This is a genomic window from Bacillus sp. FSL K6-1003, from assembly GCF_037964945.1.
In the GTDB taxonomy this organism is placed as follows: domain Bacteria; phylum Bacillota; class Bacilli; order Bacillales; family Bacillaceae; genus Bacillus; species Bacillus mojavensis.
On record NZ_CP150176.1, the window covers coordinates 135,259 to 160,625 of the forward strand.

At 42.1% G+C, this 25,367-nt stretch carries 42 protein-coding genes and 1 pseudogene; 41 read left to right on the plus strand and 2 right to left on the minus strand.

The genetic code is table 11. The annotated features are described in order from the left end of the window. Positions 1–25 precede the first annotated feature (25 nt). From rplC to salA, 40 genes and pseudogenes are all read left to right on the plus strand, one after another. Positions 26–655, plus strand: a complete 630-nt coding sequence (gene rplC, locus NSU16_RS00725) for a 50S ribosomal protein L3 (protein ID WP_010332770.1) — start codon at positions 26–28, stop codon at positions 653–655. A gap of 27 nt (positions 656–682) precedes the next feature. Then, positions 683–1,306: a 50S ribosomal protein L4 gene (gene rplD, locus NSU16_RS00730; protein ID WP_003242004.1), complete on the plus strand. Its 624-nt coding sequence runs from the start codon at positions 683–685 to the stop codon at positions 1,304–1,306. Continuing rightward, entirely contained in the window at positions 1,306–1,593 is a 288-nt protein-coding gene (gene rplW / locus NSU16_RS00735) for a 50S ribosomal protein L23 (protein WP_003225793.1), read from the plus strand. Before rplD ends, rplW begins: the two co-directional genes overlap by 1 nt. Before the next feature lie 31 nt (positions 1,594–1,624). Continuing rightward, positions 1,625–2,458 (plus strand): 50S ribosomal protein L2, encoded by an 834-nt coding sequence (rplB, locus tag NSU16_RS00740; RefSeq protein WP_010332771.1) that lies wholly within the window; start codon positions 1,625–1,627, stop codon positions 2,456–2,458. 57 nt (positions 2,459–2,515) lie between these two features. Next, on the plus strand, positions 2,516–2,794 hold the full coding sequence (gene rpsS / locus NSU16_RS00745) for a 30S ribosomal protein S19 (RefSeq protein ID WP_003156472.1): 279 nt from the start codon (positions 2,516–2,518) through the stop codon (positions 2,792–2,794). 16 nt (positions 2,795–2,810) lie between these two features. Next, positions 2,811–3,152, plus strand: a complete 342-nt coding sequence (rplV, locus tag NSU16_RS00750; protein WP_010332772.1) for a 50S ribosomal protein L22 — start codon at positions 2,811–2,813, stop codon at positions 3,150–3,152. Positions 3,153–3,155: 3 nt separating this feature from the next. After that, complete coding sequence (gene rpsC, locus NSU16_RS00755; protein ID WP_010332773.1) at positions 3,156–3,812, plus strand: 30S ribosomal protein S3; 657 nt, start codon at positions 3,156–3,158, stop codon at positions 3,810–3,812. Position 3,813: 1 nt separating this feature from the next. Next, entirely contained in the window at positions 3,814–4,248 is a 435-nt protein-coding gene (gene rplP / locus NSU16_RS00760) for a 50S ribosomal protein L16 (RefSeq protein WP_003225801.1), read from the plus strand. Continuing rightward, positions 4,238–4,438 (plus strand): 50S ribosomal protein L29, encoded by a 201-nt coding sequence (rpmC, locus tag NSU16_RS00765; protein WP_003156482.1) that lies wholly within the window; start codon positions 4,238–4,240, stop codon positions 4,436–4,438. Before rplP ends, rpmC begins: the two co-directional genes overlap by 11 nt. 22 nt (positions 4,439–4,460) lie before the next feature. Then, a complete protein-coding gene (gene rpsQ / locus NSU16_RS00770) occupies positions 4,461–4,724 on the plus strand; it encodes a 30S ribosomal protein S17 (protein ID WP_003178345.1) in 264 nt (87 codons plus the stop codon). Positions 4,725–4,765: 41 nt separating this feature from the next. Further along, complete coding sequence (gene rplN, locus NSU16_RS00775; protein WP_003225805.1) at positions 4,766–5,134, plus strand: 50S ribosomal protein L14; 369 nt, start codon at positions 4,766–4,768, stop codon at positions 5,132–5,134. Between the two features lie 36 nt (positions 5,135–5,170). Further along, positions 5,171–5,482, plus strand: a complete 312-nt coding sequence (gene rplX / locus NSU16_RS00780; protein WP_003156486.1) for a 50S ribosomal protein L24 — start codon at positions 5,171–5,173, stop codon at positions 5,480–5,482. A 25-nt stretch (positions 5,483–5,507) separates the two neighbouring features. Beyond that, positions 5,508–6,047 (plus strand): 50S ribosomal protein L5, encoded by a 540-nt coding sequence (rplE, locus tag NSU16_RS00785; protein ID WP_010332775.1) that lies wholly within the window; start codon positions 5,508–5,510, stop codon positions 6,045–6,047. 22 nt (positions 6,048–6,069) lie between these two features. Further along, complete coding sequence (rpsN, locus tag NSU16_RS00790) at positions 6,070–6,255, plus strand: 30S ribosomal protein S14 (RefSeq protein WP_003156488.1); 186 nt, start codon at positions 6,070–6,072, stop codon at positions 6,253–6,255. A 31-nt stretch (positions 6,256–6,286) separates the two neighbouring features. Continuing rightward, positions 6,287–6,685, plus strand: coding sequence for a 30S ribosomal protein S8 (rpsH, locus tag NSU16_RS00795; protein WP_010332776.1), 399 nt, complete (start codon positions 6,287–6,289; stop codon positions 6,683–6,685). Positions 6,686–6,715: 30 nt separating this feature from the next. Continuing rightward, positions 6,716–7,255, plus strand: coding sequence for a 50S ribosomal protein L6 (gene rplF, locus NSU16_RS00800; RefSeq protein WP_010332777.1), 540 nt, complete (start codon positions 6,716–6,718; stop codon positions 7,253–7,255). 32 nt (positions 7,256–7,287) lie between these two features. Next, a complete protein-coding gene (gene rplR, locus NSU16_RS00805) occupies positions 7,288–7,650 on the plus strand; it encodes a 50S ribosomal protein L18 (RefSeq protein ID WP_010332778.1) in 363 nt (120 codons plus the stop codon). A gap of 24 nt (positions 7,651–7,674) precedes the next feature. Next, complete coding sequence (rpsE, locus tag NSU16_RS00810; protein WP_003156493.1) at positions 7,675–8,175, plus strand: 30S ribosomal protein S5; 501 nt, start codon at positions 7,675–7,677, stop codon at positions 8,173–8,175. A 13-nt stretch (positions 8,176–8,188) separates the two neighbouring features. Then, on the plus strand, positions 8,189–8,368 hold the full coding sequence (gene rpmD, locus NSU16_RS00815) for a 50S ribosomal protein L30 (RefSeq protein WP_003156497.1): 180 nt from the start codon (positions 8,189–8,191) through the stop codon (positions 8,366–8,368). Positions 8,369–8,398: 30 nt separating this feature from the next. Further along, positions 8,399–8,839 carry a 50S ribosomal protein L15 gene (gene rplO, locus NSU16_RS00820; protein ID WP_003225819.1) on the plus strand — a complete coding sequence of 147 codons (441 nt, stop codon included), beginning with the start codon at positions 8,399–8,401 and terminating at the stop codon, positions 8,837–8,839. Position 8,840: 1 nt separating this feature from the next. After that, positions 8,841–10,136: a preprotein translocase subunit SecY gene (gene secY / locus NSU16_RS00825; RefSeq protein ID WP_010332779.1), complete on the plus strand. Its 1,296-nt coding sequence runs from the start codon at positions 8,841–8,843 to the stop codon at positions 10,134–10,136. Between the two features lie 54 nt (positions 10,137–10,190). Further along, a complete protein-coding gene (locus NSU16_RS00830) occupies positions 10,191–10,844 on the plus strand; it encodes an adenylate kinase (protein WP_339191862.1) in 654 nt (217 codons plus the stop codon). Beyond that, on the plus strand, positions 10,841–11,587 hold the full coding sequence (gene map, locus NSU16_RS00835; protein WP_339191863.1) for a type I methionyl aminopeptidase: 747 nt from the start codon (positions 10,841–10,843) through the stop codon (positions 11,585–11,587). The genes NSU16_RS00830 and map overlap by 4 nt, the downstream gene beginning before the upstream one ends. 102 nt (positions 11,588–11,689) lie before the next feature. Next, positions 11,690–11,932: pseudogene (locus NSU16_RS00840) on the plus strand (KOW domain-containing RNA-binding protein); the annotation flags it as partial. Beyond that, complete coding sequence (gene infA / locus NSU16_RS00845) at positions 11,910–12,128, plus strand: translation initiation factor IF-1 (protein ID WP_003156508.1); 219 nt, start codon at positions 11,910–11,912, stop codon at positions 12,126–12,128. The pseudogene NSU16_RS00840 and the gene infA, both read left to right, overlap by 23 nt. A gap of 32 nt (positions 12,129–12,160) precedes the next feature. Next, a complete protein-coding gene (gene rpmJ / locus NSU16_RS00850; RefSeq protein ID WP_003156543.1) occupies positions 12,161–12,274 on the plus strand; it encodes a 50S ribosomal protein L36 in 114 nt (37 codons plus the stop codon). Between the two features lie 22 nt (positions 12,275–12,296). Beyond that, positions 12,297–12,662: a 30S ribosomal protein S13 gene (gene rpsM / locus NSU16_RS00855; protein ID WP_003156545.1), complete on the plus strand. Its 366-nt coding sequence runs from the start codon at positions 12,297–12,299 to the stop codon at positions 12,660–12,662. Positions 12,663–12,682: 20 nt separating this feature from the next. After that, positions 12,683–13,078 carry a 30S ribosomal protein S11 gene (gene rpsK, locus NSU16_RS00860; protein WP_010332782.1) on the plus strand — a complete coding sequence of 132 codons (396 nt, stop codon included), beginning with the start codon at positions 12,683–12,685 and terminating at the stop codon, positions 13,076–13,078. A gap of 176 nt (positions 13,079–13,254) precedes the next feature. Then, positions 13,255–14,199, plus strand: coding sequence for a DNA-directed RNA polymerase subunit alpha (locus NSU16_RS00865; RefSeq protein ID WP_010332783.1), 945 nt, complete (start codon positions 13,255–13,257; stop codon positions 14,197–14,199). A gap of 77 nt (positions 14,200–14,276) precedes the next feature. Then, the gene (gene rplQ / locus NSU16_RS00870) at positions 14,277–14,639 is read left to right on the plus strand and encodes a 50S ribosomal protein L17 (protein ID WP_003225836.1); all 363 of its coding nucleotides are present in this window, start codon (positions 14,277–14,279) and stop codon (positions 14,637–14,639) included. Between the two features lie 129 nt (positions 14,640–14,768). Continuing rightward, positions 14,769–15,614 carry an energy-coupling factor ABC transporter ATP-binding protein gene (locus NSU16_RS00875; RefSeq protein ID WP_339191864.1) on the plus strand — a complete coding sequence of 282 codons (846 nt, stop codon included), beginning with the start codon at positions 14,769–14,771 and terminating at the stop codon, positions 15,612–15,614. Further along, complete coding sequence (locus NSU16_RS00880; protein ID WP_168746781.1) at positions 15,590–16,459, plus strand: energy-coupling factor ABC transporter ATP-binding protein; 870 nt, start codon at positions 15,590–15,592, stop codon at positions 16,457–16,459. Before NSU16_RS00875 ends, NSU16_RS00880 begins: the two co-directional genes overlap by 25 nt. Further along, a complete protein-coding gene (locus NSU16_RS00885; RefSeq protein ID WP_168746782.1) occupies positions 16,456–17,253 on the plus strand; it encodes an energy-coupling factor transporter transmembrane protein EcfT in 798 nt (265 codons plus the stop codon). The genes NSU16_RS00880 and NSU16_RS00885 overlap by 4 nt, the downstream gene beginning before the upstream one ends. A gap of 9 nt (positions 17,254–17,262) precedes the next feature. After that, complete coding sequence (gene truA, locus NSU16_RS00890; RefSeq protein ID WP_268447478.1) at positions 17,263–18,006, plus strand: tRNA pseudouridine(38-40) synthase TruA; 744 nt, start codon at positions 17,263–17,265, stop codon at positions 18,004–18,006. Positions 18,007–18,167: 161 nt separating this feature from the next. Then, entirely contained in the window at positions 18,168–18,605 is a 438-nt protein-coding gene (gene rplM / locus NSU16_RS00895; protein WP_003241966.1) for a 50S ribosomal protein L13, read from the plus strand. A 20-nt stretch (positions 18,606–18,625) separates the two neighbouring features. Further along, complete coding sequence (gene rpsI, locus NSU16_RS00900; protein ID WP_003225846.1) at positions 18,626–19,018, plus strand: 30S ribosomal protein S9; 393 nt, start codon at positions 18,626–18,628, stop codon at positions 19,016–19,018. Positions 19,019–19,628: 610 nt separating this feature from the next. After that, a complete protein-coding gene (locus NSU16_RS00905) occupies positions 19,629–20,396 on the plus strand; it encodes a class I SAM-dependent methyltransferase (protein WP_268447477.1) in 768 nt (255 codons plus the stop codon). A gap of 208 nt (positions 20,397–20,604) precedes the next feature. Further along, positions 20,605–21,048, plus strand: a complete 444-nt coding sequence (locus tag NSU16_RS00910; protein ID WP_168746785.1) for a YbaK family protein — start codon at positions 20,605–20,607, stop codon at positions 21,046–21,048. Between the two features lie 59 nt (positions 21,049–21,107). Next, entirely contained in the window at positions 21,108–21,821 is a 714-nt protein-coding gene (gene cwlD, locus NSU16_RS00915) for an N-acetylmuramoyl-L-alanine amidase CwlD (RefSeq protein WP_168746786.1), read from the plus strand. Between the two features lie 95 nt (positions 21,822–21,916). Further along, on the plus strand, positions 21,917–22,975 hold the full coding sequence (gene salA / locus NSU16_RS00920; protein ID WP_168746787.1) for an iron-sulfur carrier protein/transcriptional regulator SalA: 1,059 nt from the start codon (positions 21,917–21,919) through the stop codon (positions 22,973–22,975). Positions 22,976–23,012: 37 nt separating this feature from the next. On the opposite strand, the gene gerD is transcribed toward salA, so the two are convergent. Further along, positions 23,013–23,570, minus strand: a complete 558-nt coding sequence (gene gerD, locus NSU16_RS00925; protein WP_010332792.1) for a spore germination lipoprotein GerD — start codon at positions 23,568–23,570, stop codon at positions 23,013–23,015. A 109-nt stretch (positions 23,571–23,679) separates the two neighbouring features. On the opposite strand from gerD, the gene kbaA reads away from it, so the two are divergent. Continuing rightward, a complete protein-coding gene (gene kbaA / locus NSU16_RS00930) occupies positions 23,680–24,276 on the plus strand; it encodes a KinB-signaling pathway activation protein (protein ID WP_168746788.1) in 597 nt (198 codons plus the stop codon). Position 24,277: 1 nt separating this feature from the next. Here the strand turns inward: kbaA and pdaB are convergent, their stop codons facing one another. Then, positions 24,278–25,042 (minus strand): polysaccharide deacetylase family sporulation protein PdaB, encoded by a 765-nt coding sequence (gene pdaB, locus NSU16_RS00935; RefSeq protein ID WP_229150196.1) that lies wholly within the window; start codon positions 25,040–25,042, stop codon positions 24,278–24,280. Positions 25,043–25,367: the final 325 nt, after the last annotated feature.

Below are 25,367 nucleotides of genomic sequence, written 5' to 3' on the forward strand. Positions count from 1 at the left end.
ATGATCTTAATAGGAGGTGTGACGAATGACCAAAGGAATCTTAGGAAGAAAAATTGGTATGACGCAAGTATTCGCTGAAAATGGTGATCTTATTCCGGTAACTGTTATTGAGGCTGCTCCGAACGTTGTTCTTCAAAAGAAATCAGCTGAAAACGATGGCTACGAAGCAATCCAGCTTGGTTTTGACGACAAGCGTGAAAAGCTTTCTAACAAACCTGAAAAAGGACACGTTGCAAAAGCGGAAACTGCTCCTAAGCGCTTCGTAAAAGAATTACGCGGAGTGGAAATGGATGCGTATGAAGTTGGTCAGGAAGTCAAGGTTGAAATTTTCTCTGCTGGAGAAATTGTAGATGTAACAGGAGTATCTAAAGGTAAAGGTTTCCAAGGTGCAATCAAGCGCCACGGACAATCTCGCGGACCTATGTCTCACGGTTCACGCTACCACCGTCGTCCTGGTTCAATGGGACCTGTAGATCCTAACCGTGTATTCAAAGGTAAATTATTACCTGGACGTATGGGCGGAGAGCAAATCACTGTTCAAAACCTTGAAATCGTAAAAGTTGATGCAGAACGCAATCTTCTTTTGATCAAAGGTAACGTACCTGGTCCGAAAAAATCTTTAATCACTGTTAAAAGTGCTGTTAAATCTAAATAACTCTCTTAGGAAAGGAGGAAATTGATCATGCCAAAAGTAGCATTATACAACCAAAACGGTTCTACTGCTGGTGACATCGAATTAAACGCTTCTGTATTTGGAATTGAGCCAAATGAAAGTGTTGTATTCGACGCTATTCTTATGCAAAGAGCTTCCTTACGTCAAGGATCTCATAAAGTAAAAAATCGTTCTGAAGTACGCGGCGGAGGTCGTAAACCATGGCGTCAAAAAGGTACTGGACGTGCCCGTCAAGGTTCTATCCGTTCACCGCAATGGCGCGGAGGTGGTGTCGTATTCGGCCCAACACCACGCAGCTATTCTTATAAATTACCTAAAAAAGTTCGCCGCTTGGCAATCAAATCAGTATTGTCTTCTAAAGTGAACGACAACAATATCATCGTTCTTGAAGATCTTACTCTTGATACGGCTAAAACAAAAGAAATGGCAGCTATCCTTAAAGGGTTATCTGTTGAGAAAAAAGCTTTAATCGTAACTGCGGATGCTAACGAAGCAGTAGCTTTATCTGCTCGCAACATTCCTGGAGTTACTGTAGTTGAAGCGAACGGAATCAACGTTTTAGACGTTGTCAACCACGAGAAGCTTCTGATTACAAAAGCAGCGGTTGAAAAAGTAGAGGAGGTGCTTGCATAATGAAAGATCCTCGTGATGTTCTAAAGCGCCCCGTCATTACTGAACGTTCGGCTGATTTAATGGCTGAAAAGAAATATACTTTTGAAGTTGATGTAAGAGCTAACAAAACAGAAGTGAAAGACGCGGTTGAAAGCATCTTTGGTGTGAAAGTTGACAAAGTCAACATCATGAACTACAAAGGTAAATCAAAACGTGTCGGACGCTACACTGGTATGACTAGCCGTCGCAGAAAAGCGATCGTGAAACTTACTGCAGACAGCAAAGAAATCGAAATTTTTGAAGCTTAATTATCTGTAAAAAGAAGGAGGGAAATTCAAAATGGCGATTAAAAAGTATAAACCGACCTCTAATGGACGTCGTGGCATGACAACTTCAGATTTTGCTGAAATCACGACTGACAAGCCGGAAAAATCCTTGCTTGCTCCCCTTCACAAAAAAGGCGGACGTAACAACCAAGGTAAATTGACTGTACGTCACCAAGGTGGCGGACATAAACGCCAATACCGTGTTATCGATTTTAAACGCGATAAAGATGGTATACCTGGACGCGTTGCTACAGTTGAATACGATCCAAACCGTTCAGCTAACATCGCTCTAGTCAACTATGCAGACGGAGAAAAACGTTACATTCTTGCTCCTAAAGGAATTCAAGTGGGTACTGAAATCATGTCAGGTCCAGAAGCTGACATCAAAGTAGGTAATGCACTACCACTTATCAACATCCCTGTTGGTACAGTTGTGCATAACATTGAATTAAAACCTGGTAAAGGCGGACAGCTTGTACGTTCAGCTGGTACATCTGCTCAGGTTCTTGGTAAAGAAGGCAAATACGTTCTTGTACGTCTTAACTCTGGAGAAGTTCGCATGATTCTTTCTGCTTGCCGTGCTTCTATCGGTCAAGTAGGTAACGAACAGCATGAACTTATCAACATTGGTAAAGCTGGACGTTCTCGCTGGAAAGGCATCCGTCCAACAGTTCGTGGTTCTGTAATGAACCCTAACGATCACCCACACGGTGGTGGTGAAGGACGTGCGCCAATCGGACGTAAATCACCAATGTCTCCATGGGGCAAACCAACTCTTGGATTCAAGACACGTAAGAAAAAGAACAAATCTGATAAATTTATCGTACGTCGTCGTAAAAATAAATAACGGGGTTGTCTACGGTTCATATCGGACCGTAGTGCAATCACGAAGGGAGGTTCCAAAATGGCTCGCAGCTTGAAAAAAGGACCATTTGTCGATGGACACTTGATGACAAAAATCGAGAAATTAAATGAAACTGACAAGAAACAAGTCGTTAAAACTTGGTCTCGTCGTTCTACTATTTTCCCACAGTTTATTGGTCACACAATCGCAGTCTATGACGGACGTAAACACGTGCCTGTATTCATCTCTGAAGATATGGTAGGGCACAAGTTGGGTGAATTCGCTCCAACTCGTACGTACAAAGGTCATGCTAGTGATGACAAAAAAACAAGACGCTAAGAGAGGAGGCTTTTAAATGCAAGCTAAAGCTGTTGCAAGAACAGTCCGTATTGCTCCTCGTAAAGCACGTCTAGTAATGGACCTGATTCGAGGCAAGCAAGTAGGTGAAGCAGTGTCAATCTTGAACCTAACACCGAGAGCTGCTTCTCCAATTATCGAGAAAGTATTAAAATCCGCTATTGCAAATGCTGAGCATAACTACGAAATGGACGCTAATAGCCTGGTTATTACTCAAGCATTCGTTGACGAAGGCCCTACGTTAAAAAGATTCCGCCCACGTGCTATGGGACGTGCGAGCCAAATCAACAAACGTACGAGCCACATTACAATCGTTGTATCAGAAAAGAAGGAGGGATAAGTAGTGGGTCAAAAGGTAAATCCAGTCGGTCTTCGTATCGGAGTCATTCGTGATTGGGAATCTAAGTGGTACGCTGGTAAAGATTACGCTGACTTCCTGCACGAAGATTTAAGAATTCGTGAATACATTAGCAAACGACTTTCTGACGCTTCTGTTTCTAAAGTTGAAATCGAACGCGCAGCAAATCGTGTTAACATTACGATCCACACAGCTAAGCCTGGTATGGTTATCGGTAAAGGCGGTTCTGAAGTTGAAGCACTTCGTAAAGCCCTTAACAGCCTAACTGGCAAGCGTGTACACATTAACATTCTTGAAATCAAAAGAGCAGATCTTGATGCACAACTAGTTGCTGACAACATCGCTCGTCAATTAGAAAACCGTGTTTCTTTCCGCCGTGCGCAGAAGCAACAAATCCAACGCACAATGCGTGCTGGAGCACAAGGTGTGAAAACAATGGTTTCTGGTCGTCTTGGCGGTGCAGATATCGCTCGTTCTGAATACTACAGTGAAGGAACTGTTCCATTGCACACATTACGTGCGGACATTGACTATGCAACATCTGAAGCTGACACTACTTATGGTAAGCTTGGTGTGAAAGTCTGGATCTATCGTGGAGAGGTTCTTCCTACTAAGAAGAAAACTGAGGAAGGAGGAAAATAATATGTTATTACCTAAACGCGTTAAATATCGCAGAGAGCATCGCGGAAAAATGCGTGGTCGTGCGAAAGGCGGTACTGAAGTACATTTCGGTGAGTTCGGTATCCAAGCTCTAGAAGCTTCTTGGATCACTAACCGTCAAATCGAAGCTGCCCGTATTGCGATGACTCGTTACATGAAACGTGGCGGTAAAGTTTGGATCAAAATTTTCCCTTCTAAACCTTACACTGCTAAACCACTAGAGGTACGTATGGGATCCGGTAAAGGGGCTCCAGAAGGTTGGGTAGCTGTTGTAAAACCGGGCAAAGTTTTATTTGAAATTTCTGGTGTGTCTGAAGAGGTTGCTCGTGAAGCGCTTCGTCTTGCATCTCACAAATTGCCAATTAAAACGAAGTTCGTAAAACGTGAAGAAATTGGTGGTGAATCAAATGAAAGCTAATGAAATTCGTGACCTTACCACTGCTGAAATTGAACAAAAAGTAAAGTCTCTTAAAGAAGAACTTTTCAATCTTCGCTTTCAATTAGCGACAGGACAACTTGAAAATACTGCTCGCATTCGTGAAGTGCGCAAAGCTATCGCGCGCATGAAAACTGTGATTCGTGAAAGAGAAATTGCTGCTAATAAATAATCACTGAGGGGAGGTCGTGAGCATGAGCGAACGTAACCAACGCAAAGTTTACCAAGGCCGTGTTGTTTCTGACAAAATGGATAAAACCATCACTGTTGTTGTTGAAACATACAAGAAACATTCACTTTACGGTAAACGCGTAAAATACTCAAAGAAATTCAAAGCACATGATGAAAATAATCAAGCGAAAATCGGTGACATCGTAAAGATCATGGAAACTCGTCCATTGTCTGCAACTAAACGTTTCCGTCTAGTTGAAGTTGTCGAAGAAGCTGTTATTATCTAATAAAGTTCGGAATTCTTCTTTCCGAAGGGAGGTAACAAAAAATGATTCAACAAGAGACTCGTTTAAAAGTAGCTGACAACTCTGGCGCACGTGAAGTACTTACTATTAAAGTTCTTGGTGGTTCTGGTCGTAAAACAGCTAATATTGGTGATGTAATTGTTTGCACGGTTAAACAAGCAACACCAGGAGGCGTTGTCAAAAAAGGTGAAGTCGTAAAAGCTGTTATCGTTCGCACTAAAAGTGGAGCGCGCAGAAGTGACGGTTCATACATCAGCTTCGATGAGAATGCATGTGTTATCATCCGTGACGACAAGAGCCCGCGTGGAACTCGTATCTTCGGACCAGTTGCTCGTGAATTGCGTGAAAACAACTTTATGAAAATTGTTTCTCTAGCTCCAGAAGTTATCTAATGAAATAAATGCCTTACTCAAGGAGGTGCGATCAGGATGCATGTAAAAAAAGGCGATAAAGTTATGGTTATCTCTGGTAAAGATAAAGGTAAACAAGGAACAATCCTTGCTGCTTTCCCTAAAAAGGACCGCGTTTTAGTTGAAGGTGTTAACATGGTAAAGAAACACTCTAAACCAACTCAAGCTAACCCTCAAGGCGGTATTTCTAATCAAGAGGCGCCAATTCATGTATCAAACGTTATGCCGCTCGATCCTAAAACAGGTGAAGTGACTCGCGTAGGATACAAAGTGGAAGATGGCAAAAAAGTTCGTGTGGCAAAAAAATCTGGGCAAGTTCTAGATAAATAGTATTAAAGGAAGGGAGGTCTATCTCATGAACCGCCTTAAAGAAAAGTACAATAAAGAAATTGCACCTGCTTTAATGACTAAGTTCAGCTATGACTCAGTTATGCAAGTGCCTAAAATTGAAAAAATCGTAATCAACATGGGTGTTGGTGATGCTGTTCAAAACGCAAAAGCAATCGACAGTGCTGTTGAAGAATTAACGTTTATCGCAGGTCAAAAACCTGTCGTTACTCGTGCGAAGAAATCAATTGCTGGATTCCGTCTTCGTGAAGGAATGCCTATCGGTGCGAAAGTAACTCTTCGCGGAGAGCGCATGTATGATTTCCTTGATAAACTTATTTCTGTATCTTTACCGCGTGTGCGTGACTTCCGTGGGGTTTCTAAAAAATCTTTCGACGGTCGCGGTAACTACACACTTGGTATTAAAGAACAGTTAATCTTCCCTGAAATTGACTACGATAAAGTAACAAAGGTTCGCGGAATGGACATCGTTATTGTAACGACTGCTAATTCTGATGAAGAGGCTCGTGAGCTATTAACTCAAGTAGGTATGCCGTTCCAGAAATAATCAATGAAAGGGAGGCGAAATCGTGGCTAAGAAGTCAATGATTGCGAAACAACAACGTACACCAAAGTTTAAAGTACAAGAGTACACTCGCTGTGAACGCTGCGGACGTCCGCATTCAGTCATTCGTAAATTTAAACTTTGCCGTATTTGTTTCCGTGAGCTTGCATATAAAGGACAAATTCCTGGCGTGAAAAAAGCCAGCTGGTAATCCCCAAGAAAGGGAAGGAGGTAATTATATAATGGTTATGACAGATCCAATTGCAGATATGCTGACTCGTATTCGTAATGCAAACATGGTACGTCATGAGAAGCTTGAAATTCCTGCTTCTAAATTGAAAAGAGAAATTGCTGAAATTTTAAAGCGTGAAGGTTTCATTCGTGACGTTGAGTTCGTAGAAGACAGCAAACAAGGTATCATCCGCGTTTTCTTGAAATACGGACAAAACAACGAGCGCGTAATCACTGGTCTTAAAAGAATCAGCAAACCTGGTTTGCGTGTTTATGCTAAATCTAATGAAGTACCTCGTGTACTTAACGGTCTTGGAATCGCAATTCTTTCTACATCACATGGCGTTTTAACGGACAAAGAAGCCCGTGCAAAACAAGCTGGTGGAGAAGTATTAGCATACGTTTGGTAAAAAAGTTTAACATGAATGGAGGTGTTTGGTATGTCTCGTGTAGGTAAGAAGCTACTTGAGATTCCTTCTGATGTTACAGTAACGTTAAATGATAACAATACTGTAGCTGTGAAAGGACCAAAAGGAGAATTAACTCGTACGTTTCACCCTGATATGGAGATTAAAATAGAGGACAATGTGCTTACAGTCGCTCGTCCTTCTGATCAAAAAGAGCACCGTGCCCTGCATGGTACAACTCGCAGTCTGCTTGGCAACATGGTGGAGGGCGTATCTAAAGGATTTGAAAGAGGTTTGGAATTAGTCGGTGTCGGTTACCGTGCGTCTAAATCCGGAAATAAACTTGTTTTAAACGTTGGATACTCTCACCCTGTTGAGATCGTCCCTGAGGAAGGCATCGATATCGAAGTTCCTTCTCAAACGAAAGTAGTCGTTAAAGGTACAGACAAAGAACGCGTAGGAGCTATTGCTGCTAACATTCGCGCTGTCCGTTCTCCAGAGCCTTACAAAGGTAAAGGAATCCGCTACGAAGGTGAAGTTGTTCGCCGTAAAGAAGGTAAATCTGCTAAGTAAGATCGCTTAAAGTGAAGAAAGGAGTGACCTAGATGATTACGAAAACTAGCAAAAATGCTGCTCGTCTTAAAAGACACGCTCGTGTTCGCGCTAAACTTTCTGGTACTGCTGAAAGACCGCGTCTGAACGTTTTCCGTTCAAACAAGCACATTTACGCTCAAATCATCGATGATGTAAATGGTGTAACACTTGCTAGTGCATCTACTCTCGATAAAGACTTGAACGTTGAAAGCACTGGAGATACTTCAGCTGCTGCTAAAGTTGGAGAATTAGTTGCAAAACGCGCTGCTGAAAAAGGCATTTCTGACGTAGTATTTGACCGTGGCGGATACTTATACCATGGACGTGTAAAAGCTTTGGCTGATGCCGCTCGTGAAGCTGGACTTAAATTTTAATAAAAGAAGGAGGGACACATGATTATGCGTCGTATTGACCCAAGCAAATTAGAGTTAGAAGAACGCTTAGTTACGGTTAACCGCGTAGCGAAAGTTGTTAAAGGTGGTCGTCGTTTCCGCTTCGCAGCTCTAGTCGTTGTCGGTGACAAAAACGGACACGTAGGATTCGGTACTGGTAAAGCGCAAGAAGTACCAGAAGCAATCCGCAAAGCTGTTGAAGATGCGAAAAAGAATTTAATTGAAGTACCAATGGTTGGAACTACAATTCCACATGAAATCATCGGACGTTTCGGTGCAGGTAACATCTTGTTAAAACCTGCTTCTGAAGGTACTGGAGTTATCGCTGGAGGCCCTGTACGTGCGGTACTTGAGCTTGCTGGCGTAGCTGACATCCTTTCTAAGTCTCTAGGTTCTAACACACCGATCAACATGATTCGTGCAACACTTCAAGGCTTAAGTGAACTTAAGCGCGCTGAAGAGGTTGCGAAGCTTCGTGGAAAATCTGTAGAAGAACTGTTAGGATAAGGAGGGAATATTAATGGCTAAATTAGAAATTACCCTCAAACGAAGTGTAATCGGTCGCCCGGAAGATCAACGCGTTACTGTGAGAACACTTGGTTTAAAGAAAACAAACCAAACTGTTGTTCATGAAGACAACGCTGCGATTCGTGGTATGATTAATAAAGTATCTCATTTAGTTTCTGTTAAAGAACAATAAAAATAATTGATCGGATAAGGAGGTGTCCTAATGAAACTTCATGAATTAAAACCTTCAGAAGGTTCACGCAAAACGCGTAATCGCGTAGGTCGTGGTATTGGTTCTGGCAACGGTAAAACAGCTGGTAAAGGTCACAAAGGTCAAAACGCTCGTTCTGGCGGCGGTGTACGCCCAGGGTTCGAGGGGGGACAAATGCCTTTATTCCAACGTCTTCCTAAACGCGGCTTTACTAACATTAACCGTAAGGAATACGCTGTAGTCAACCTAGACAAATTGAACGGTTTTGCAGAAGGAACGGAAGTCACTCCTGAACTTCTTCTTGAGACTGGTGTTATAAGCAAACTTAATGCAGGAGTAAAGATTCTTGGCAACGGTAAATTAGAGAAAAAATTAACTGTAAAAGCCAATAAATTCTCTGCTTCTGCGAAAGAAGCTGTTGAAGCTGCTGGCGGTACAGCTGAGGTGATCTAACTTGTTTAAAACAATCTCCAACTTTATGCGTGTGAGTGATATCCGGAATAAAATCATATTCACTTTACTCATGCTTATCGTCTTTCGCATAGGTGCGTTTATTCCTGTGCCGTATGTTAACGCAGATGTGTTACAGGCACAGTCTCAAATGGGTGTATTTGATCTTCTTAATACATTTGGCGGCGGTGCGCTTTACCAATTCTCTATTTTCGCAATGGGGATTACTCCTTATATCACAGCTTCAATCATCATCCAGCTGCTTCAGATGGATGTTGTGCCGAAGTTTACAGAGTGGTCTAAGCAAGGTGAAGTTGGCCGCCGTAAATTGGCTCAGTTCACAAGATACTTTACGATTGTCCTTGGATTTATCCAAGCGCTGGGTATGTCATACGGATTTAACAATTTAGCTAACGGATTGCTAATTGAAAAATCCGGCGTATCCACATATCTGATCATCGCTTTAGTACTCACTGGCGGAACTGCCTTTTTAATGTGGCTTGGGGAACAAATCACATCTCATGGAGTAGGCAACGGAATATCGATCATTATCTTCGCGGGGATTGTATCTAGTATTCCGAAAACGGTTGGACAAATATATGAGACTCAATTTGTCGGCAGCGACGATCAGCTGTTTATTCATATTGTGAAAGTCGCTCTTCTTGTGATTGCGATTTTAGCAGTTATTGTTGGAGTTATTTTCATTCAGCAAGCCGTACGGAAAATTGCGATTCAATATGCTAAAGGCACAGGTCGTTCACCTGCTGGCGGAGGTCAGTCTACACACCTTCCATTGAAAGTGAATCCTGCCGGGGTTATTCCTGTAATCTTTGCGGTTGCGTTTTTAATAACGCCGCGTACGATCGCGTCATTCTTTGGAACAAACGATGTAACAAAGTGGATTCAAGCCAACTTTGACAATACACATCCGGTGGGTATGACTATATATGTTGCGTTAATTATTGCCTTTACGTACTTTTATGCTTTTGTCCAGGTTAATCCTGAACAAATGGCTGATAACCTTAAAAAACAGGGTGGCTATATCCCGGGGGTTCGTCCAGGGAAAATGACTCAAGATAGAATTACGAGCATTTTGTATCGACTTACGTTTGTGGGTGCTTTATTCTTAGCCGTGATTTCCATTCTTCCTATCTTTTTCATTCAATTCGCTGGATTGCCTCAAAGTGCACAAATTGGCGGAACATCTTTGTTAATTGTTGTCGGGGTAGCCTTGGAGACAATGAAACAACTAGAAAGCCAGTTGGTGAAACGAAACTACCGTGGATTTATGAAAAACTAGAGGAAATGGATTTATCCATTCCCTCTTAATTAAGAGAGGACGGGGGAAATCCGAATGAACTTAGTCTTAATGGGGCTTCCTGGTGCCGGTAAAGGTACACAGGGCGAACGAATTGTTGAGGATTATGGAATACCTCACATCTCAACAGGAGATATGTTCCGTGCTGCTATGAAAGAGGAAACATCACTCGGACTCGAAGCAAAATCTTATATTGATAAGGGAGAGCTCGTACCTGACGAAGTCACAATTGGAATTGTCAAAGAAAGACTTGGCAAAGATGATTGTGAAAGAGGTTTTCTTCTGGACGGATTTCCGCGAACAGTCGCTCAAGCCCAAGCTCTTGAAGAAATTCTTGAAGAATATGGCAAGCCGATTGATTATGTCATTAACATTAAAGTTGATAAAGATTCTTTAATGGAACGTCTGACTGGACGCAGAATTTGCAGTGTTTGCGGCACAACCTATCATTTAGTATTTAATCCGCCGAAAACGCCGGGTGTTTGTGATAAAGACGGAGGCGAACTCTATCAACGGGCAGATGATAATGAGGAAACAGTCTCTAAACGGCTTGAGGTAAACATGAAGCAGACTCAGCCTTTACTCGATTTCTATTCTGAGAAAGGTTATCTTGTAAACGTGAATGGCCAGCAGGACATTCAAGATGTTTATGCAGATGTGAAGGATCTTCTTGGAGGATTAAAAAAATGATTATCTGTAAAACCCCTCGTGAACTTGGTATCATGCGGGAAGCAGGGCGAATCGTGGCTTTGACTCATGAAGAGTTAAAAAAGCACATTAAACCAGGAATCTCGACAAAAGAATTGGATCAAATTGCCGAACGTTTTATTAAGAAGCAGGGTGCAATCCCATCTTTTAAGGGGTATAATGGGTTTCGCGGGAGCATTTGCGTATCAGTGAATGAAGAACTCGTTCACGGCATTCCTGGCAGCAGGGTGCTGCGTGACGGTGACATCATCAGTATTGATATCGGTGCTAAATTAAATGGTTATCATGGTGACTCTGCATGGACATATCCGGTAGGAACCATCAGCGATGATGATAAAAAACTTCTGGAAGTGACAGAGGAATCTTTATATAAAGGCTTGCAGGAAGCAAAACCAGGTGAACGTTTGTCGAATATTTCCCACGCAATACAAACGTATATCGAAAATGAGCAGTTTTCAGTTGTTAGGGAGTATGTCGGACATGGTGTTGGTCAAGACTTGCATGAGGACCCGCAAATCCCTCATTACGGTCCGCCCAACAAAGGACCACGGCTCAAACCTGGCATGGTTCTCGCTATTGAACCTATGGTGAACGCTGGCAGCCGCTATGTGAAAACTTTGGCTGATAACTGGACGGTTGTAACGGTAGATGGGAAAAAGTGTGCTCATTTTGAACATACAATTGCGATTACGGAAACGGGTTTTGATATACTGACAAAGGTCTAGATGATAACATCATTCCGAAAGCAGATGTTTTTCCGGCTTGATAGGGCAGAAGGTTCGGTTTAACATTGGCAGGAACGAATTCATCTTGCCATTTTCGGTGGAATTGTTGATCATCATGTACTAATAGCAGACGGAGAAAAGCGTACATTTCATTCTCCTAAGAAAAAGAATATCAATCATTTTACCCTTTATGATTGCGTATCTCCGGAAGTTCAGAACAGTATAAACGAAACAGGGCGTGTGACAAACAGAAAACTGAGATTTTCTCTTTTGAAATTTGTCAGAAAGCAAGTTACTGATTTGAAGAAGGGAGAACACTTGAATGGCGAAAGACGATGTAATTGAAGTGGAAGGTACGATAGTTGAAACATTGCCAAACGCGATGTTCAAAGTTGAACTCGAGAATGGACACACTGTTTTGGCTCACGTATCTGGTAAAATCCGCATGCACTTCATTCGCATTTTACCTGGAGACAAAGTTACGGTAGAATTATCTCCATATGACTTAACTCGTGGCAGGATTACGTACCGTTACAAATAAGCACTCCGGAAACTGAAGGAGGTTGGAAACACATGAAAGTGAGACCATCAGTTAAACCAATCTGCGAAAAATGTAAAGTTATTCGCAGAAAAGGAAAAGTAATGGTGATCTGTGAAAATCCAAAGCATAAACAAAAACAAGGATAATTTATAAGGAGGTGCCCAGAGAATGGCTCGTATTGCTGGTGTAGATATCCCACGTGACAAACGTGTTGTTATTTCTTTAACATATGTCTTCGGAATTGGCCGCACAACGGCTCAGCAAGTCTTGAAAGAGGCTGGTGTTTCAGAAGATACTCGTGTGCGTGATCTTACTGAAGAAGAACTTGGTAAAATCCGTGATGTTATTGACAAACTGAAAGTAGAAGGTGACCTTCGCCGTGAAGTTTCTCTTAACATTAAGCGTCTGATCGAAATCGGAAGCTACCGCGGAATCCGCCATCGCAGAGGTTTGCCTGTTCGCGGACAAAACTCTAAAAACAATGCGCGTACTCGTAAAGGTCCGCGTCGTACTGTAGCTAACAAGAAAAAATAAGTAAGGGAGGTACCTAAACAATGGCTGCTGCTCGTAAATCTAACACGCGTAAACGTCGCGTGAAAAAGAATATTGAGTCTGGAATTGCTCATATTCGTTCAACTTTCAATAACACGATCGTTACGATCACTGACACTCATGGTAATGCTCTTTCTTGGTCTAGTGCCGGAGCTCTAGGATTCAGAGGTTCTCGTAAATCTACTCCTTTTGCTGCGCAAATGGCTGCAGAAACAGCTGCTAAAGGTTCAATCGAACATGGACTTAAAACTCTTGAGGTTACTGTTAAAGGCCCTGGTTCAGGTCGTGAAGCTGCTATCCGTGCGCTTCAAGCTGCTGGATTAGAAGTCACTGCTATCAGAGACGTAACTCCTGTTCCTCATAACGGATGCCGTCCACCAAAACGTCGCCGCGTGTAATTTGTTTGTATAGATTTTGTGTCCCTGTCAATAATGGGTTATGATACAGTTATTTATTAAACGAATGCACCGACTCGTTGCCTGAGCACATACGGGACTAAACAATGGGGAATTTCGGATGGAATCTCATATGATTCTATTCGAGGTTTCGACGTTTTGAAGGAGGGTTTTAAGTAATGATCGAGATTGAAAAACCAAAAATCGAAACGGTTGAAATCAGCGACGATGCCAAATTTGGTAAGTTTGTCGTAGAGCCACTTGAGCGTGGATATGGTACAACTCTGGGTAACTCCTTACGTCGTATCCTCTTATCCTCACTCCCTGGTGCCGCTGTAACATCAATCCAGATAGATGGTGTACTGCACGAATTCTCGACAATTGAAGGCGTTGTGGAAGATGTTACAACGATTATCTTAAACATTAAAAAGCTTGCATTGAAAATCTACTCTGATGAAGAGAAGACGCTAGAAATTGATGTACAGGGTGATGGAACTGTAACAGCAGCTGATATTACACACGATAGTGATGTAGAGATCTTAAATCCTGATCTTCATATCGCGACTCTGGGTGAGAATGCGAGTTTCCGAGTTCGCCTTACTGCTCAAAGAGGACGTGGGTATACGCCTGCCGACGCAAACAAAAGAGACGATCAGCCTATCGGCGTGATTCCGATCGATTCAATCTATACGCCAGTTTCTCGTGTATCTTATCAAGTAGAGAACACTCGTGTAGGCCAGGTTGCAAACTATGACAAACTTACACTTGATGTTTGGACTGATGGAAGCACTGGACCAAAAGAAGCAATTGCGCTTGGTTCAAAGATTTTAACTGAACACCTTAATATATTCGTTGGTTTAACTGACGAAGCTCAGCATGCTGAAATCATGGTTGAAAAAGAAGAAGATCAAAAAGAGAAAGTTCTTGAAATGACGATTGAAGAACTAGATCTTTCTGTTCGTTCTTACAACTGCTTAAAGCGTGCGGGTATCAACACGGTTCAAGAGCTTGCGAACAAGACGGAAGAAGATATGATGAAAGTTCGTAATCTAGGACGCAAATCACTTGAAGAAGTGAAAGCGAAACTAGAAGAACTTGGACTCGGACTTCGCAAAGACGATTGACTAGTTTCCCTTGTGAACTAGGATTTTCGTGTGTTTATAATTCAGAAAAAGCATTCCAATAAAGGAGGGGACATCACATGTCATACAGAAAACTAGGACGTACGAGTGCACAGCGTAAGGCTATGCTTCGTGATCTTACAACTGATTTGATCATCAATGAAAGAATCGAAACAACTGAAACACGTGCGAAAGAACTTCGCTCTGTAGTTGAAAAAATGATCACGCTTGGCAAACGCGGTGATCTTCACGCTCGCCGTCAAGCTGCTGCATACATCCGCAACGAGGTTGCTAACGAAGAAAATAACCAAGATGCACTTCAAAAATTATTCTCTGACATTGCAACTCGTTACGAGGAGCGCCAAGGTGGATACACACGTATTATGAAGCTTGGTCCTCGCCGTGGTGACGGAGCACCAATGGCAATTATCGAATTGGTTTAATCACATATTTTTGTGTATCTAAAGAAGGGCGGGACAGTTTCTAACTGGATCTATGCCCTTTTTTTAGATACTTCAACTTTTTCAATAGAGAGACAAGCAGAGTATGAGCTGAGAGGAGGCCGGTTGTCCGTGAATCAAAATCAGTTGATATCGGTAGAGGATATCGTTTTTCGATATCGGAAAGACGCAGAAAGACGAGCACTAGATAGCGTCTCCCTGCAGGTGTATGAGGGTGAATGGCTTGCAATTGTAGGTCATAACGGTTCAGGGAAATCAACACTGGCCCGGGCATTGAATGGTTTAATCCTTCCTGAATCAGGCGACATAAAGGTTGCTGGGATTCAACTGACAGAGGAGTCAGTGTGGGAAGTGCGTAAGAAGATTGGAATGGTCTTTCAAAATCCGGATAACCAATTTGTCGGAACGACAGTTCGCGATGATGTGGCTTTTGGTTTAGAAAACAATGGTGTACCGCGGGAAGAAATGATTGAGAGAGTAGATTGGGCTGTCAAACAGGTCAACATGCAGGATTTTCTTGATCAAGAGCCGCACCATCTCTCCGGAGGCCAAAAGCAGAGAGTTGCGATAGCAGGGATTATTGCCGCACGTCCTGATATTATTATCTTAGATGAAGCAACATCCATGCTTGACCCGATCGGGCGAGAAGAAGTGCTTGAAACAGTAAGACACTTAAAAGAGCAAGGTATGGCAACTGTCATATCGATTACACATGATCTGAATGAGGCTGCAAAAGCTGACAGAATCATTGTCATGAATGGCGGTAAGAAATATGCCGAGGGTACGCCTGAAGAAATTTTCAAATTGAATAAGGAACTTGTTCGAATCGGGCTTGATTTACCCTTCTCATTCCAGCTCAGCCAGCTCTTAAGAGAAAATGGACTGGCTTTGGAAGAAAATCATTTGACTCAGGAAGGGCTGGTGAACGAGCTATGGATATTACAATCAAAGATGTAGAGCATCGCTATCAGATAAAGACGCCGTTTGAGCGCCTTGCCCTGTATGATATCAATGCATCGATTAAGGAAGGCAGCTATGTGGCCGTAATAGGGCATACAGGCTCCGGTAAATCCACTCTTCTTCAGCACCTGAATGGTCTCCTGAAGCCTACAAAGGGGCATATTTCATTAGGCAGTACTGTTATACAGGCAGGAAAAAAGAATAAAGACCTTAAAGCCCTTCGAAAAAAAGTCGGAATCGTTTTCCAATTCCCCGAACATCAATTATTCGAAGAAACAGTTCTCAAAGATATTTCATTTGGACCGATGAACTTTGGTGTAAAAAAGGAAGACGCTGAACAAAAAGCGAGAGAGATGCTGAAGCTTGTAGGTTTATCTGAAGAGCTCCTGGATAGATCACCTTTTGAATTAAGCGGAGGGCAAATGCGCAGGGTTGCAATTGCCGGGGTGCTTGCAATGGATCCTGAAGTGCTTGTTCTTGATGAACCGACAGCAGGACTGGATCCAAGAGGGCGAAAAGAGATCATGGACATGTTTTATGAGCTCCACCAACGGGGAAATCTGACGACAATTCTTGTCACCCACAGCATGGAGGATGCGGCTGCCTATGCTGATGAAATGATCGTGATGCATAAAGGAACTATCCAGGCATCAGGCAGTCCGCGAGACTTGTTCTCAAAAGGGGAAGAGATGGCCGGCTGGGGGCTGGATCTTCCGGAAACGATTAAATTCCAAAGGCAGCTGGAAGCCGCACTTGGTGTCAGATTTAAAGAGCCTCTGCTCACAATAGAAGATGCCGCTGCTGAAATCCGTGCTCTTTTTCAGGGGGAAAAGACCTTATGATGGACAGCATGATTATCGGCAAGTATGTGCCGGGTTCTTCACTTGTGCACCGGCTTGATCCACGAACAAAACTGGTTACGATCTTTTTGTTTGTCTGTATCGTTTTCCTAGCCAATAATGTGCAGACATATGCGCTGCTTGGTTTATTTACAGCAGGCGTTGTTTCCTTAACAAGGGTTCCTTTTTCCTTTTTGATGAAAGGGCTAAGGCCTATCATCTGGATTATTCTTTTTACGTTCCTGCTCCATATTTTCATGACACATGAAGGGCCGGTTATTTTTGAACTTGGCTTTTTCAAGATCTATGAGGGCGGTTTGGTACAAGGGATTTTCATTTCCCTTAGGTTCGTCTACCTGATTTTAATGACCACTCTATTAACGCTGACAACAACACCTATTGAGATTACCGATGGTATGGAACGGCTGCTCAACCCATTTAAAAAATTAAAGCTTCCTGTTCACGAGCTGGCCCTTATGATGTCGATCTCTTTGCGGTTTATCCCAACCTTGATGGAGGAGACAGATAAGATTATGAAGGCTCAGATGGCGCGAGGCGTTGATTTTACAAGTGGACCGCTTAAAGACAGAGTGAAGGCAATTGTGCCGCTGCTAGTCCCTCTCTTTGTCAGTGCGTTTAAGCGTGCTGAAGAGCTTGCGGTTGCAATGGAGGCAAGAGGCTATCAAGGCGGAGAGGGACGCACAAAATACAGAAAGCTTGTATGGACGGCAAAGGATACTTCTGTCATTGTCAGCTTGTTCATATTGGCTGCTCTGTTATTTTTCTTAAGGGCTTAGAGGTGCTTTATGAGACTGAAATGCACGATTTCTTATGACGGACATTTGTTTAATGGATACCAAGTACAGCCGGGTAAAAGGACGGTTCAGGATGAGCTTGAGAAGGCGCTGGCTGTGCTGCATAAGTCAAAAGACAGAATCCCTGTCGTTTCCTCTGGACGGACGGACAGCGGGGTTCACGCGGCTGGACAGGTGATTCATTTTGATACACCGCTCTCTATTCCGGCTGAGAGATGGCCGTATGCTTTAAATGCACTGCTTCCGGATGATATTGCAGTCAAAACGGCAGAAATTGCGGATGATGGGTTCCATGCACGATTTAGCGCAGTTAAAAAGGAATATCGCTACTTTGTATACACGGAGAAACACCCGGACGTATTTAAACGGCATTACGCTTACCATTTTTCATATCGCCTCAATGTGCAGAACATGAGAGAAGCGGCAAAGCATCTTTTAGGAACACATGATTTTACAAGCTTTTGTGCAGCTAAAACGGAAGTGCAGGACAAAGTGAGAACGATTTATGAACTCGATTGGACTGAGACTGATGACGGCCTGCAAATGCGGATCACAGGCAGCGGTTTCCTATATAATATGGTCAGAATTATTGCAGGTACTTTGCTGGATGCAGGTATTGGAAAAATTTCTCCCGATGATGTGAAATCCATGCTGGAAGCGAAGGATCGCGAAGCAGCAGGGCGTACAGCACCGGGGCATGGGCTATATTTATGGAACGTTTACTATGACAACTAAACCAGGTGTATAATATTTTCTTGACAGAGTCTGCATAAAGTTATAAGATATCATATGGTATGTATTTCAACCCCACGATAAGCCCCGGAACTTATTGTGTTGTGAAATAGAACGTAATCGAAGTTTATTGAAAATGACAGATCATTTAGGAGGGAAATTCAATGCGTACAACACCTATGGCTAACGCAAGTACTATTGAACGCAAGTGGTTAGTTGTTGATGCTGCTGGCAAGACTTTAGGCCGTCTTTCTTCAGAAGTTGCAGCTATCCTTCGCGGAAAACACAAACCAACTTACACACCACACGTTGATACTGGAGATCATGTGATCATCATCAACGCTGAAAAAATCGAGTTAACTGGTAAAAAGTTAACTGACAAAATCTACTACCGTCACACTCAACATCCAGGCGGATTAAAATCAAGAACTGCTCTTGAAATGCGTACAAACTACCCTGAGAAAATGCTTGAGCTTGCTATCAAAGGCATGCTTCCAAAAGGTTCTCTAGGTCGTCAAATGTTCAAAAAATTGAACGTATACCGTGGTTCTGAGCATCCACATGAAGCACAAAAACCTGAAGTTTACGAACTTCGCGGTTAATTAAAAAGGAGGTTACCAATTTGGCACAGGTTCAATATTACGGTACTGGCCGTCGTAAAAGTTCTGTAGCGCGTGTGCGCTTAGTTCCAGGAGAAGGTCGTATCGTCGTTAATAATCGTGAAATCAGCGAGCACATCCCATCTCCAGCTCTAATCGAAGATATCAAACAACCATTAACTTTGACTGAAACAGCTGGCACTTATGATGTTTTAGTAAACGTACATGGAGGCGGCTTATCTGGTCAAGCTGGAGCAATCCGTCATGGTATCGCTCGTGCTTTGCTTGAAGCAGATCCAGAATACCGTGCAACACTTAAACGTGCAGGTCTTCTGACTCGTGACGCTCGTATGAAAGAACGTAAAAAATACGGTCTTAAAGGCGCTCGTCGTGCACCTCAGTTCTCAAAACGTTAATTTTACGTTTCAAAGCTCTCAACTATGGGTTGGGGGCTTTTTTTTATTTTCTTTTCAGAATAAAAGCAGAAGTGATGAAACAGGCATCTGTTTTTGGCTATTAAAATGACCCTTTTTTCATTGCTGGTCTTTCTCACAAGGTTACGCAATCGTGTATGCTTTTAACAGTTCCCAGCACAAAATGTATCACTTTTTCAATTCAATGCTTAATGATCTATCTTGAGCGCCTGTAAACGAACGATGAGTTCTATATATCCAAAAGTCCTTTGCAAATGGTATACGCATTTATCGCTTGTAATCAAAACTAAAAAATTTTCCTTCGTTGTTGGAAATACAAAACCTTGTTTAACAAAGGGCCTATTACATCAAATGCATTCTTACAAAAGTGTCAAATGCCATAGGGCAATGCAAAGTGTAATGCCGGCATCAAGTGCTCTACCATTAATTTGATTTGAAAAAGTGATATTATATTCACTAGCCATAAAATCACACATCTCCTTTGTGAATTTATTGCGGTTTTATGAATTTTTTTCTGGATATGCAAAGGGAAAGCGGTATCAATATAGAAATATTTGTTATACTCTAAACATTAAAGTAAGGAGAACGATTCATGAATGCGTTAGTAGATCATAATAGCAAAGCCTGGGATCAAAAAGTAGAAACAGGCAATGAATGGACTGTTGCTGTAGAGCGGCATGTCATTGAACAAGCAAAAAGAGGGAATTGGGATATCAGGTTAACCCCTATTAAAAATGTGCCAAAGGATTGGTTTCCTCCTGTAAAAGGCTTGAAGGTGCTTTGTTTGGCCTCAGGAGGCGGACAGCAGGCCCCGGTTTTGGCGGCAGCCGGAGCGGATGTCACAGTCTTAGATAACTCAGAACAGCAGCTGGAGCAGGACAGAATGGTTGCTGATCGCGACGGCTTGACCATACGTACTGTTAAAGGAAGTATGGATGATCTCAGTCAATTTGAAAATGAATCATTTGATTTCATCGTACACCCAGTTGCCAATGTTTTTGTTGAAAATATCCTGCCGGTCTGGAAAGAAGCGCACCGCGTGCTGAAAAGAAATGGCACTTTAATCTCGGGGTTTGTTAATCCAGTTGTTTTTCTGTTTGACATTGAATTAGAAGAGCAGGGCGTTTTAAAAGTAAAGCACTCCATTCCATACGCCGACTCAGAAGATCTTCCAAAACATAAGGTGAAAAAGCTGATTGAAAATAATGAAGCGCTGGAATTCGGGCATTCCTTAGAAGACCAAATTAAGGGACAGCTCGACGCCGGTTTTATCGTCACAGGTTTTTATGAAGATAAAGGCGGTTTTGTGCTGGATCAATACATTAATACATATTCTGCAACAAGAAGCATTAAAGTATGAAGGCAGCGACCTATTAGAGGGAGCTGCTTTTTATTATTGTGATGCCTCTGCACTTACAAGCGAACACACGTTCCTTCCTCCGCAGAAAGCTGCTTTTTTTAGATGTGCAAGTTATCAACACCTTCATTTGGGCGAATTTCCAACCGTATTCGGGCATGGTTTCACCTCCCAAACCTCAAAATAACCGGTAAAAGGAGAGTGAATTTGTATGGCAGAGGTACTGTCTTTTATGGATGTGAAACGGCAAAAGGATTTTGAATTAGAAAAAAACTTGCTTAAAGAACTCTCACTTAGACAAATCATTCAGTCTGTAAAGGCCTGTCTTACTCCGTTATTTCCATTTTTGCAGGATGAAAGGGACGTTATGACTGAAGGCTGTATTGATTTTGCGATAGAAGCCTATTTGTTAGGAGGGCGTTTTGGGGTTTTCGGGTATTATGGAGAATCTATGCAAAGTGTTAGTGCCCGCTCTGCAAGGGAAGAAGAAGAGCTTCGTATGGAGTTTTTTGAATATCTTTATCATTGGACACATGAGCAATACACAACATTTGATAAAAACACAGTATATGAAGCAGCGCGAAAATTCATCAAAGATTGGTGGACAGAAGGGTTTGTCCAAAGAGAAAAACAATGTAAGCTTCGTATGCGTTAATCATATTTCCCACCCCTGTCCCATACTTATGTAATAACGGACAAGCGGGAGGGGAAGGGATGAGGAAAAAGCTTAAATGGCTCAGTTTTATGCTTGGCTTTATCGTATTACTGTTTCTATTCAAGTATCAATTCAACAATAGCGATTCTTGGAATCCATGGAGTCTGCCTTTGAGCGGGAAAATTATTTACCTTGATCCAGGTCATGGCGGGCCGGACGGAGGAGCAGTAGGCGGCAAGCTGTTAGAGAAGGATATAACTCTGGAGGTGGCCTTCAGAGTCAGGGATTATCTTCAGGAACAAGGGGCCCTAGTGGTGATGACTAGAGAAAGTGACACCGATCTAGCTCCTGAAGGGACAAGAGGCTATAGTAAGCGAAAAGGGGAAGACTTAAGACAGCGAGTGAAATTAATTAACAACTCAGAGGCTGAGCTCTACCTTAGCATTCATCTTAATGCAATCCCGTCACAAAAATGGAGCGGAGCCCAAAGCTTTTATTACGGAAAATACGAGGAAAACGAGAAAATTGCAAAATACATCCAGGATGAGTTGAGAACAAACCTAGAGAATACAACCCGAAAAGCAAAGCGAATTCATGGAATTTACTTAATGCAAAACGTCACAAAACCAGGTGCGCTTGTAGAAGTCGGTTTTTTATCCAATCCTGGCGAAGCTAAGATGCTGGGAAAACCGAAATATCAGGACAAAGTGGCATCTTCCATATATAAAGGAATATTGAGATACTTTACAGAAAAAGGCGACCCTCCGGAGTAAAGGAGGGTTTTCTCATGGTTCTAAGCATAAGACACCCGCTGTTTATGTATGATATAATACTGTTTGTAAACGAATACACAAAAGGGTGAGGTTCGATGATAAGAGAAGATGAAGTAAGAAAACTAGTCGGTGAAATGCGCGAACCTTTTCTTCAAAGACCTCTGGGAGAATTGGATGCCGTTAAGGAAGTAAAAATAAAGCCTGAAAAACGGCATGTCAGTGTGAAAGTGGCTCTTGCAAAAACCGGGACAGCAGAACAAATGCAGGTTCAGCAAGAAATCGTAAACGTCTTAAAAGGGGCAGGCGCTGAGACGGTAGGCCTTCGATTTGAAGAGCTGCCTGAAGAAACAGTTGCGAAATTTCGGGCGCCGTCAACTGAGAAAAAAACATTGTTAACTATGGATAACCCGCCGGTCTTCCTTGCTGTAGCAAGCGGAAAAGGTGGAGTAGGCAAATCAACTGTGTCAGTGAACCTTGCTATTTCTCTGGCTCGGCTTGGGAAAAAGGTCGGTTTAATTGACGCGGATATCTATGGCTTTAGTGTGCCGGATATGATGGGCATTACAGTGCGTCCAACAATTGAAGGAGACAAACTGCTCCCTGTTGAACGCTTCGGGGTAAAGGTCATGTCGATGGGCTTCTTCGTTGAAGAAAATGCTCCTGTCGTCTGGAGAGGCCCGATGCTGGGCAAGATGCTCAACAACTTTTTCCACGAAGTAGAATGGGGAGAAGTAGACTATATCGTTCTTGATCTTCCACCTGGAACAGGGGACGTTGCACTTGATGTACATACAATGCTTCCGAGCAGTAAAGAAATTATCGTGTCAACGCCGCATCCGACTGCAGCCTTTGTTGCGGCCAGAGCGGGATCTATGGCTATTAAAACAGATCATGAGGTCGTTGGCGTCATAGAGAACATGGCTTATTATGAAAGTGCAAAGACTGGGGAAAGAGAATATGTCTTTGGCAAAGGCGGCGGAGATAAACTTGCTGAGGAGCTTAAAGTGCCTTTGCTCGGCAGAATACCGTTAAAGCAGCCTGATTGGGATAAAGACCAATTTGCTCCGTCTGTTTATGACGCAAGCCATCCAATCGGTGAAATATATCATGACATTGCAAGTAAAGTTGTTGAAAAAATGGAAGTGCAAATATAAAAAAGGCTAACCGGGATTTTTTGATCCCGGCTCCCCTTTACTCACCTTCTTTAGCTGTTTCAGCTGCTGCTTTTTTCAGTTCATCTTCGAACTGTTTTTTGTAAAGCGGACTAGAAAGTGTTTCGGTAATTACTTGTTCTAAATAACTGCGGAATTCTTGGCTTTTTGCCAGTTCGCTGTATTTTTTATTCATTCCAGGGTCCTGCATAACACTCATCAGCATTTTCTGATAATCCGGATCCTTCATCAGCTTTTTAATTACTTTTTCATGCTCTGTTTGAAGGGTTTTAGCAAAGCTTTCCGCAAATTCAGTGTCTTCAAAGATGTTTTTCCAAAAATCCGCACCTTTTTTAGAGGTGAGTGTTTTTTCTATTGTTCCTTTAATGGCATCCTGATCAATCACCAGTGCTTCATTCATCGCATCATCGTTTAATAATTCCTTAATTGCTTTCTTTCCATCATCTGTTTTTAATATATCAACAACCATTTTTTTGGTCTGATCATAATCCATATCCGCTGCTTGGTCTTTTGGAGCGCAAGCTGTTACAGATAATATCAAAAAACAGCCCATCAATAGCGTTTTGGCTTTTGACATGCTTAAGCTCCTTTCACATACTTATCTTACTTTTAATATGATTCATCCGGTTGGAATTATACATAACAAAATATCGCGATGTGCGATTTTTGAGGGGTTGAATAAAGAAATGAAAAGCCGTGGCTTAGTTCGTTTTTTCTTTTCTATTTTAGCTGTTGGAGCGGTTGTCACGAGTATTGTGGGTTTTGCTTTAAAATGGGGGGAGTATAAGGAGCTGTTTCTGAATTTTGAAGCGGGCCAGATTTTCTCTGTTTTATTTTGGTTTATCGGTGTCGGCATGATTTTTAGTGTCATCAGTCAAATGGGCTTTTTCGTATTTTTAACAGTCCACCGGTTTGCTCTCGAAATATTAAGATCTTCATCTTTATGGAATTTACTGCAGCTGTTTTTGATCCTGTTTGTCGCTTTTGATTTAATGTACGTGCGGTTTTTATTTTTTGGAGATAGCGGAGAATCAATGGCTGGCTATGCTTGGCTGCCGTTATTTTTAATGATTTTCGGTTTGCTTACCGCGTATATAAAACAAAAGCAGTCCTCAAAGAAAACGTTTGTGTCATCTTTATTTTTAATGGTTGTGATTACTGCATTGGAATGGTTTCCTGCGCTCAGAGTAAATGATGAGGACTGGCTTTACTTAATGCTCTTTCCGTTAATGGCGTGTAATGCTTTTCAATTACTGATGCTGCCGAAGTTTGCAGCGAAATGATTTATTTTACCTCGGCGGATTTAGCATCTGTGTTTGCTATGAGATCTCCCACGTTGACATTTTTTAAGCCTTTTTCTCTTATATGATGGATAATCTCAGGCAGGGCTTCTTCTGTTTGTTTAGCGGAGTCTGAGGCGTGTAAAAGAATAATGTCTCCTCCTGAAACTTGACGGTTTACATTATCGACGATTTTTTCAACACCTGGATTCGTCCAGTCATGGGAATTCACACTATAGTGAACGACTGTATAGTTGTACTGCTTTGCGATTGATAGGACATTTTTATTGAACTGACCGGTAGGAGGTCTTAATAGCCGTATGTCTTTAATTCCTAGTTTTTCAAAGGCTGTCTGCGCTCGATTAATGTCCTTTTTTATTTCACTATCCTCTAGATTTGCATAGTTTTTATAAGCATAACCCATACTCCCTATTTGATGGCCGTCCTTTACAATGCGAGCCACCGTGTCCGGGTGGCGTTCGGCCCAAGAAGCGGAAAGAAAAAAAGTCGCGTTTTTGATGCCGTTGGCTTTCAGGGTATTAAGAATAGGCTCGGCTTTTTTATCACCCCAGCTGATATCAAAGGTAAGAGCAATGTCTTTTGAATCTGTTTCTCCTTTATAAATGGCTTTCGGTCCGCTGTCAGTCGAAAACACAGGGAGCGGCACAGCTCTTTGAATATAAAAAAAGCTGGCTGCAGCAAATGCGGCGATAAGTATAATAATCAATTGTTTAACGCGTTTTATGTGCCATACATAGAAGTGATTCACTGATGATGCCTCCTTATCTTGTCCATCATTCTTGTGTTACATCTTATGTGCCTGGCCAAATGAATATAACTGAATAAAAGTCTCTTTAAAACCAGATTAATTTAGTTATTGACCTTTTAATAGTAACCATGTTATATTATTATTCGTCGCTGATGAACAGCTGACAACAAATAAAAGCTTCATTAACCTTTTAAAAAAGGTGTTGACTTAAAAGAAACTGAATGTTATAGTAATAAAGCTGCTTCGTTAAGAAGCATGATGATCTTTGAAAACTAAACAAGACAAAACGTACCTGTTAATTCAAGTTTTATTATAAAATCGCACA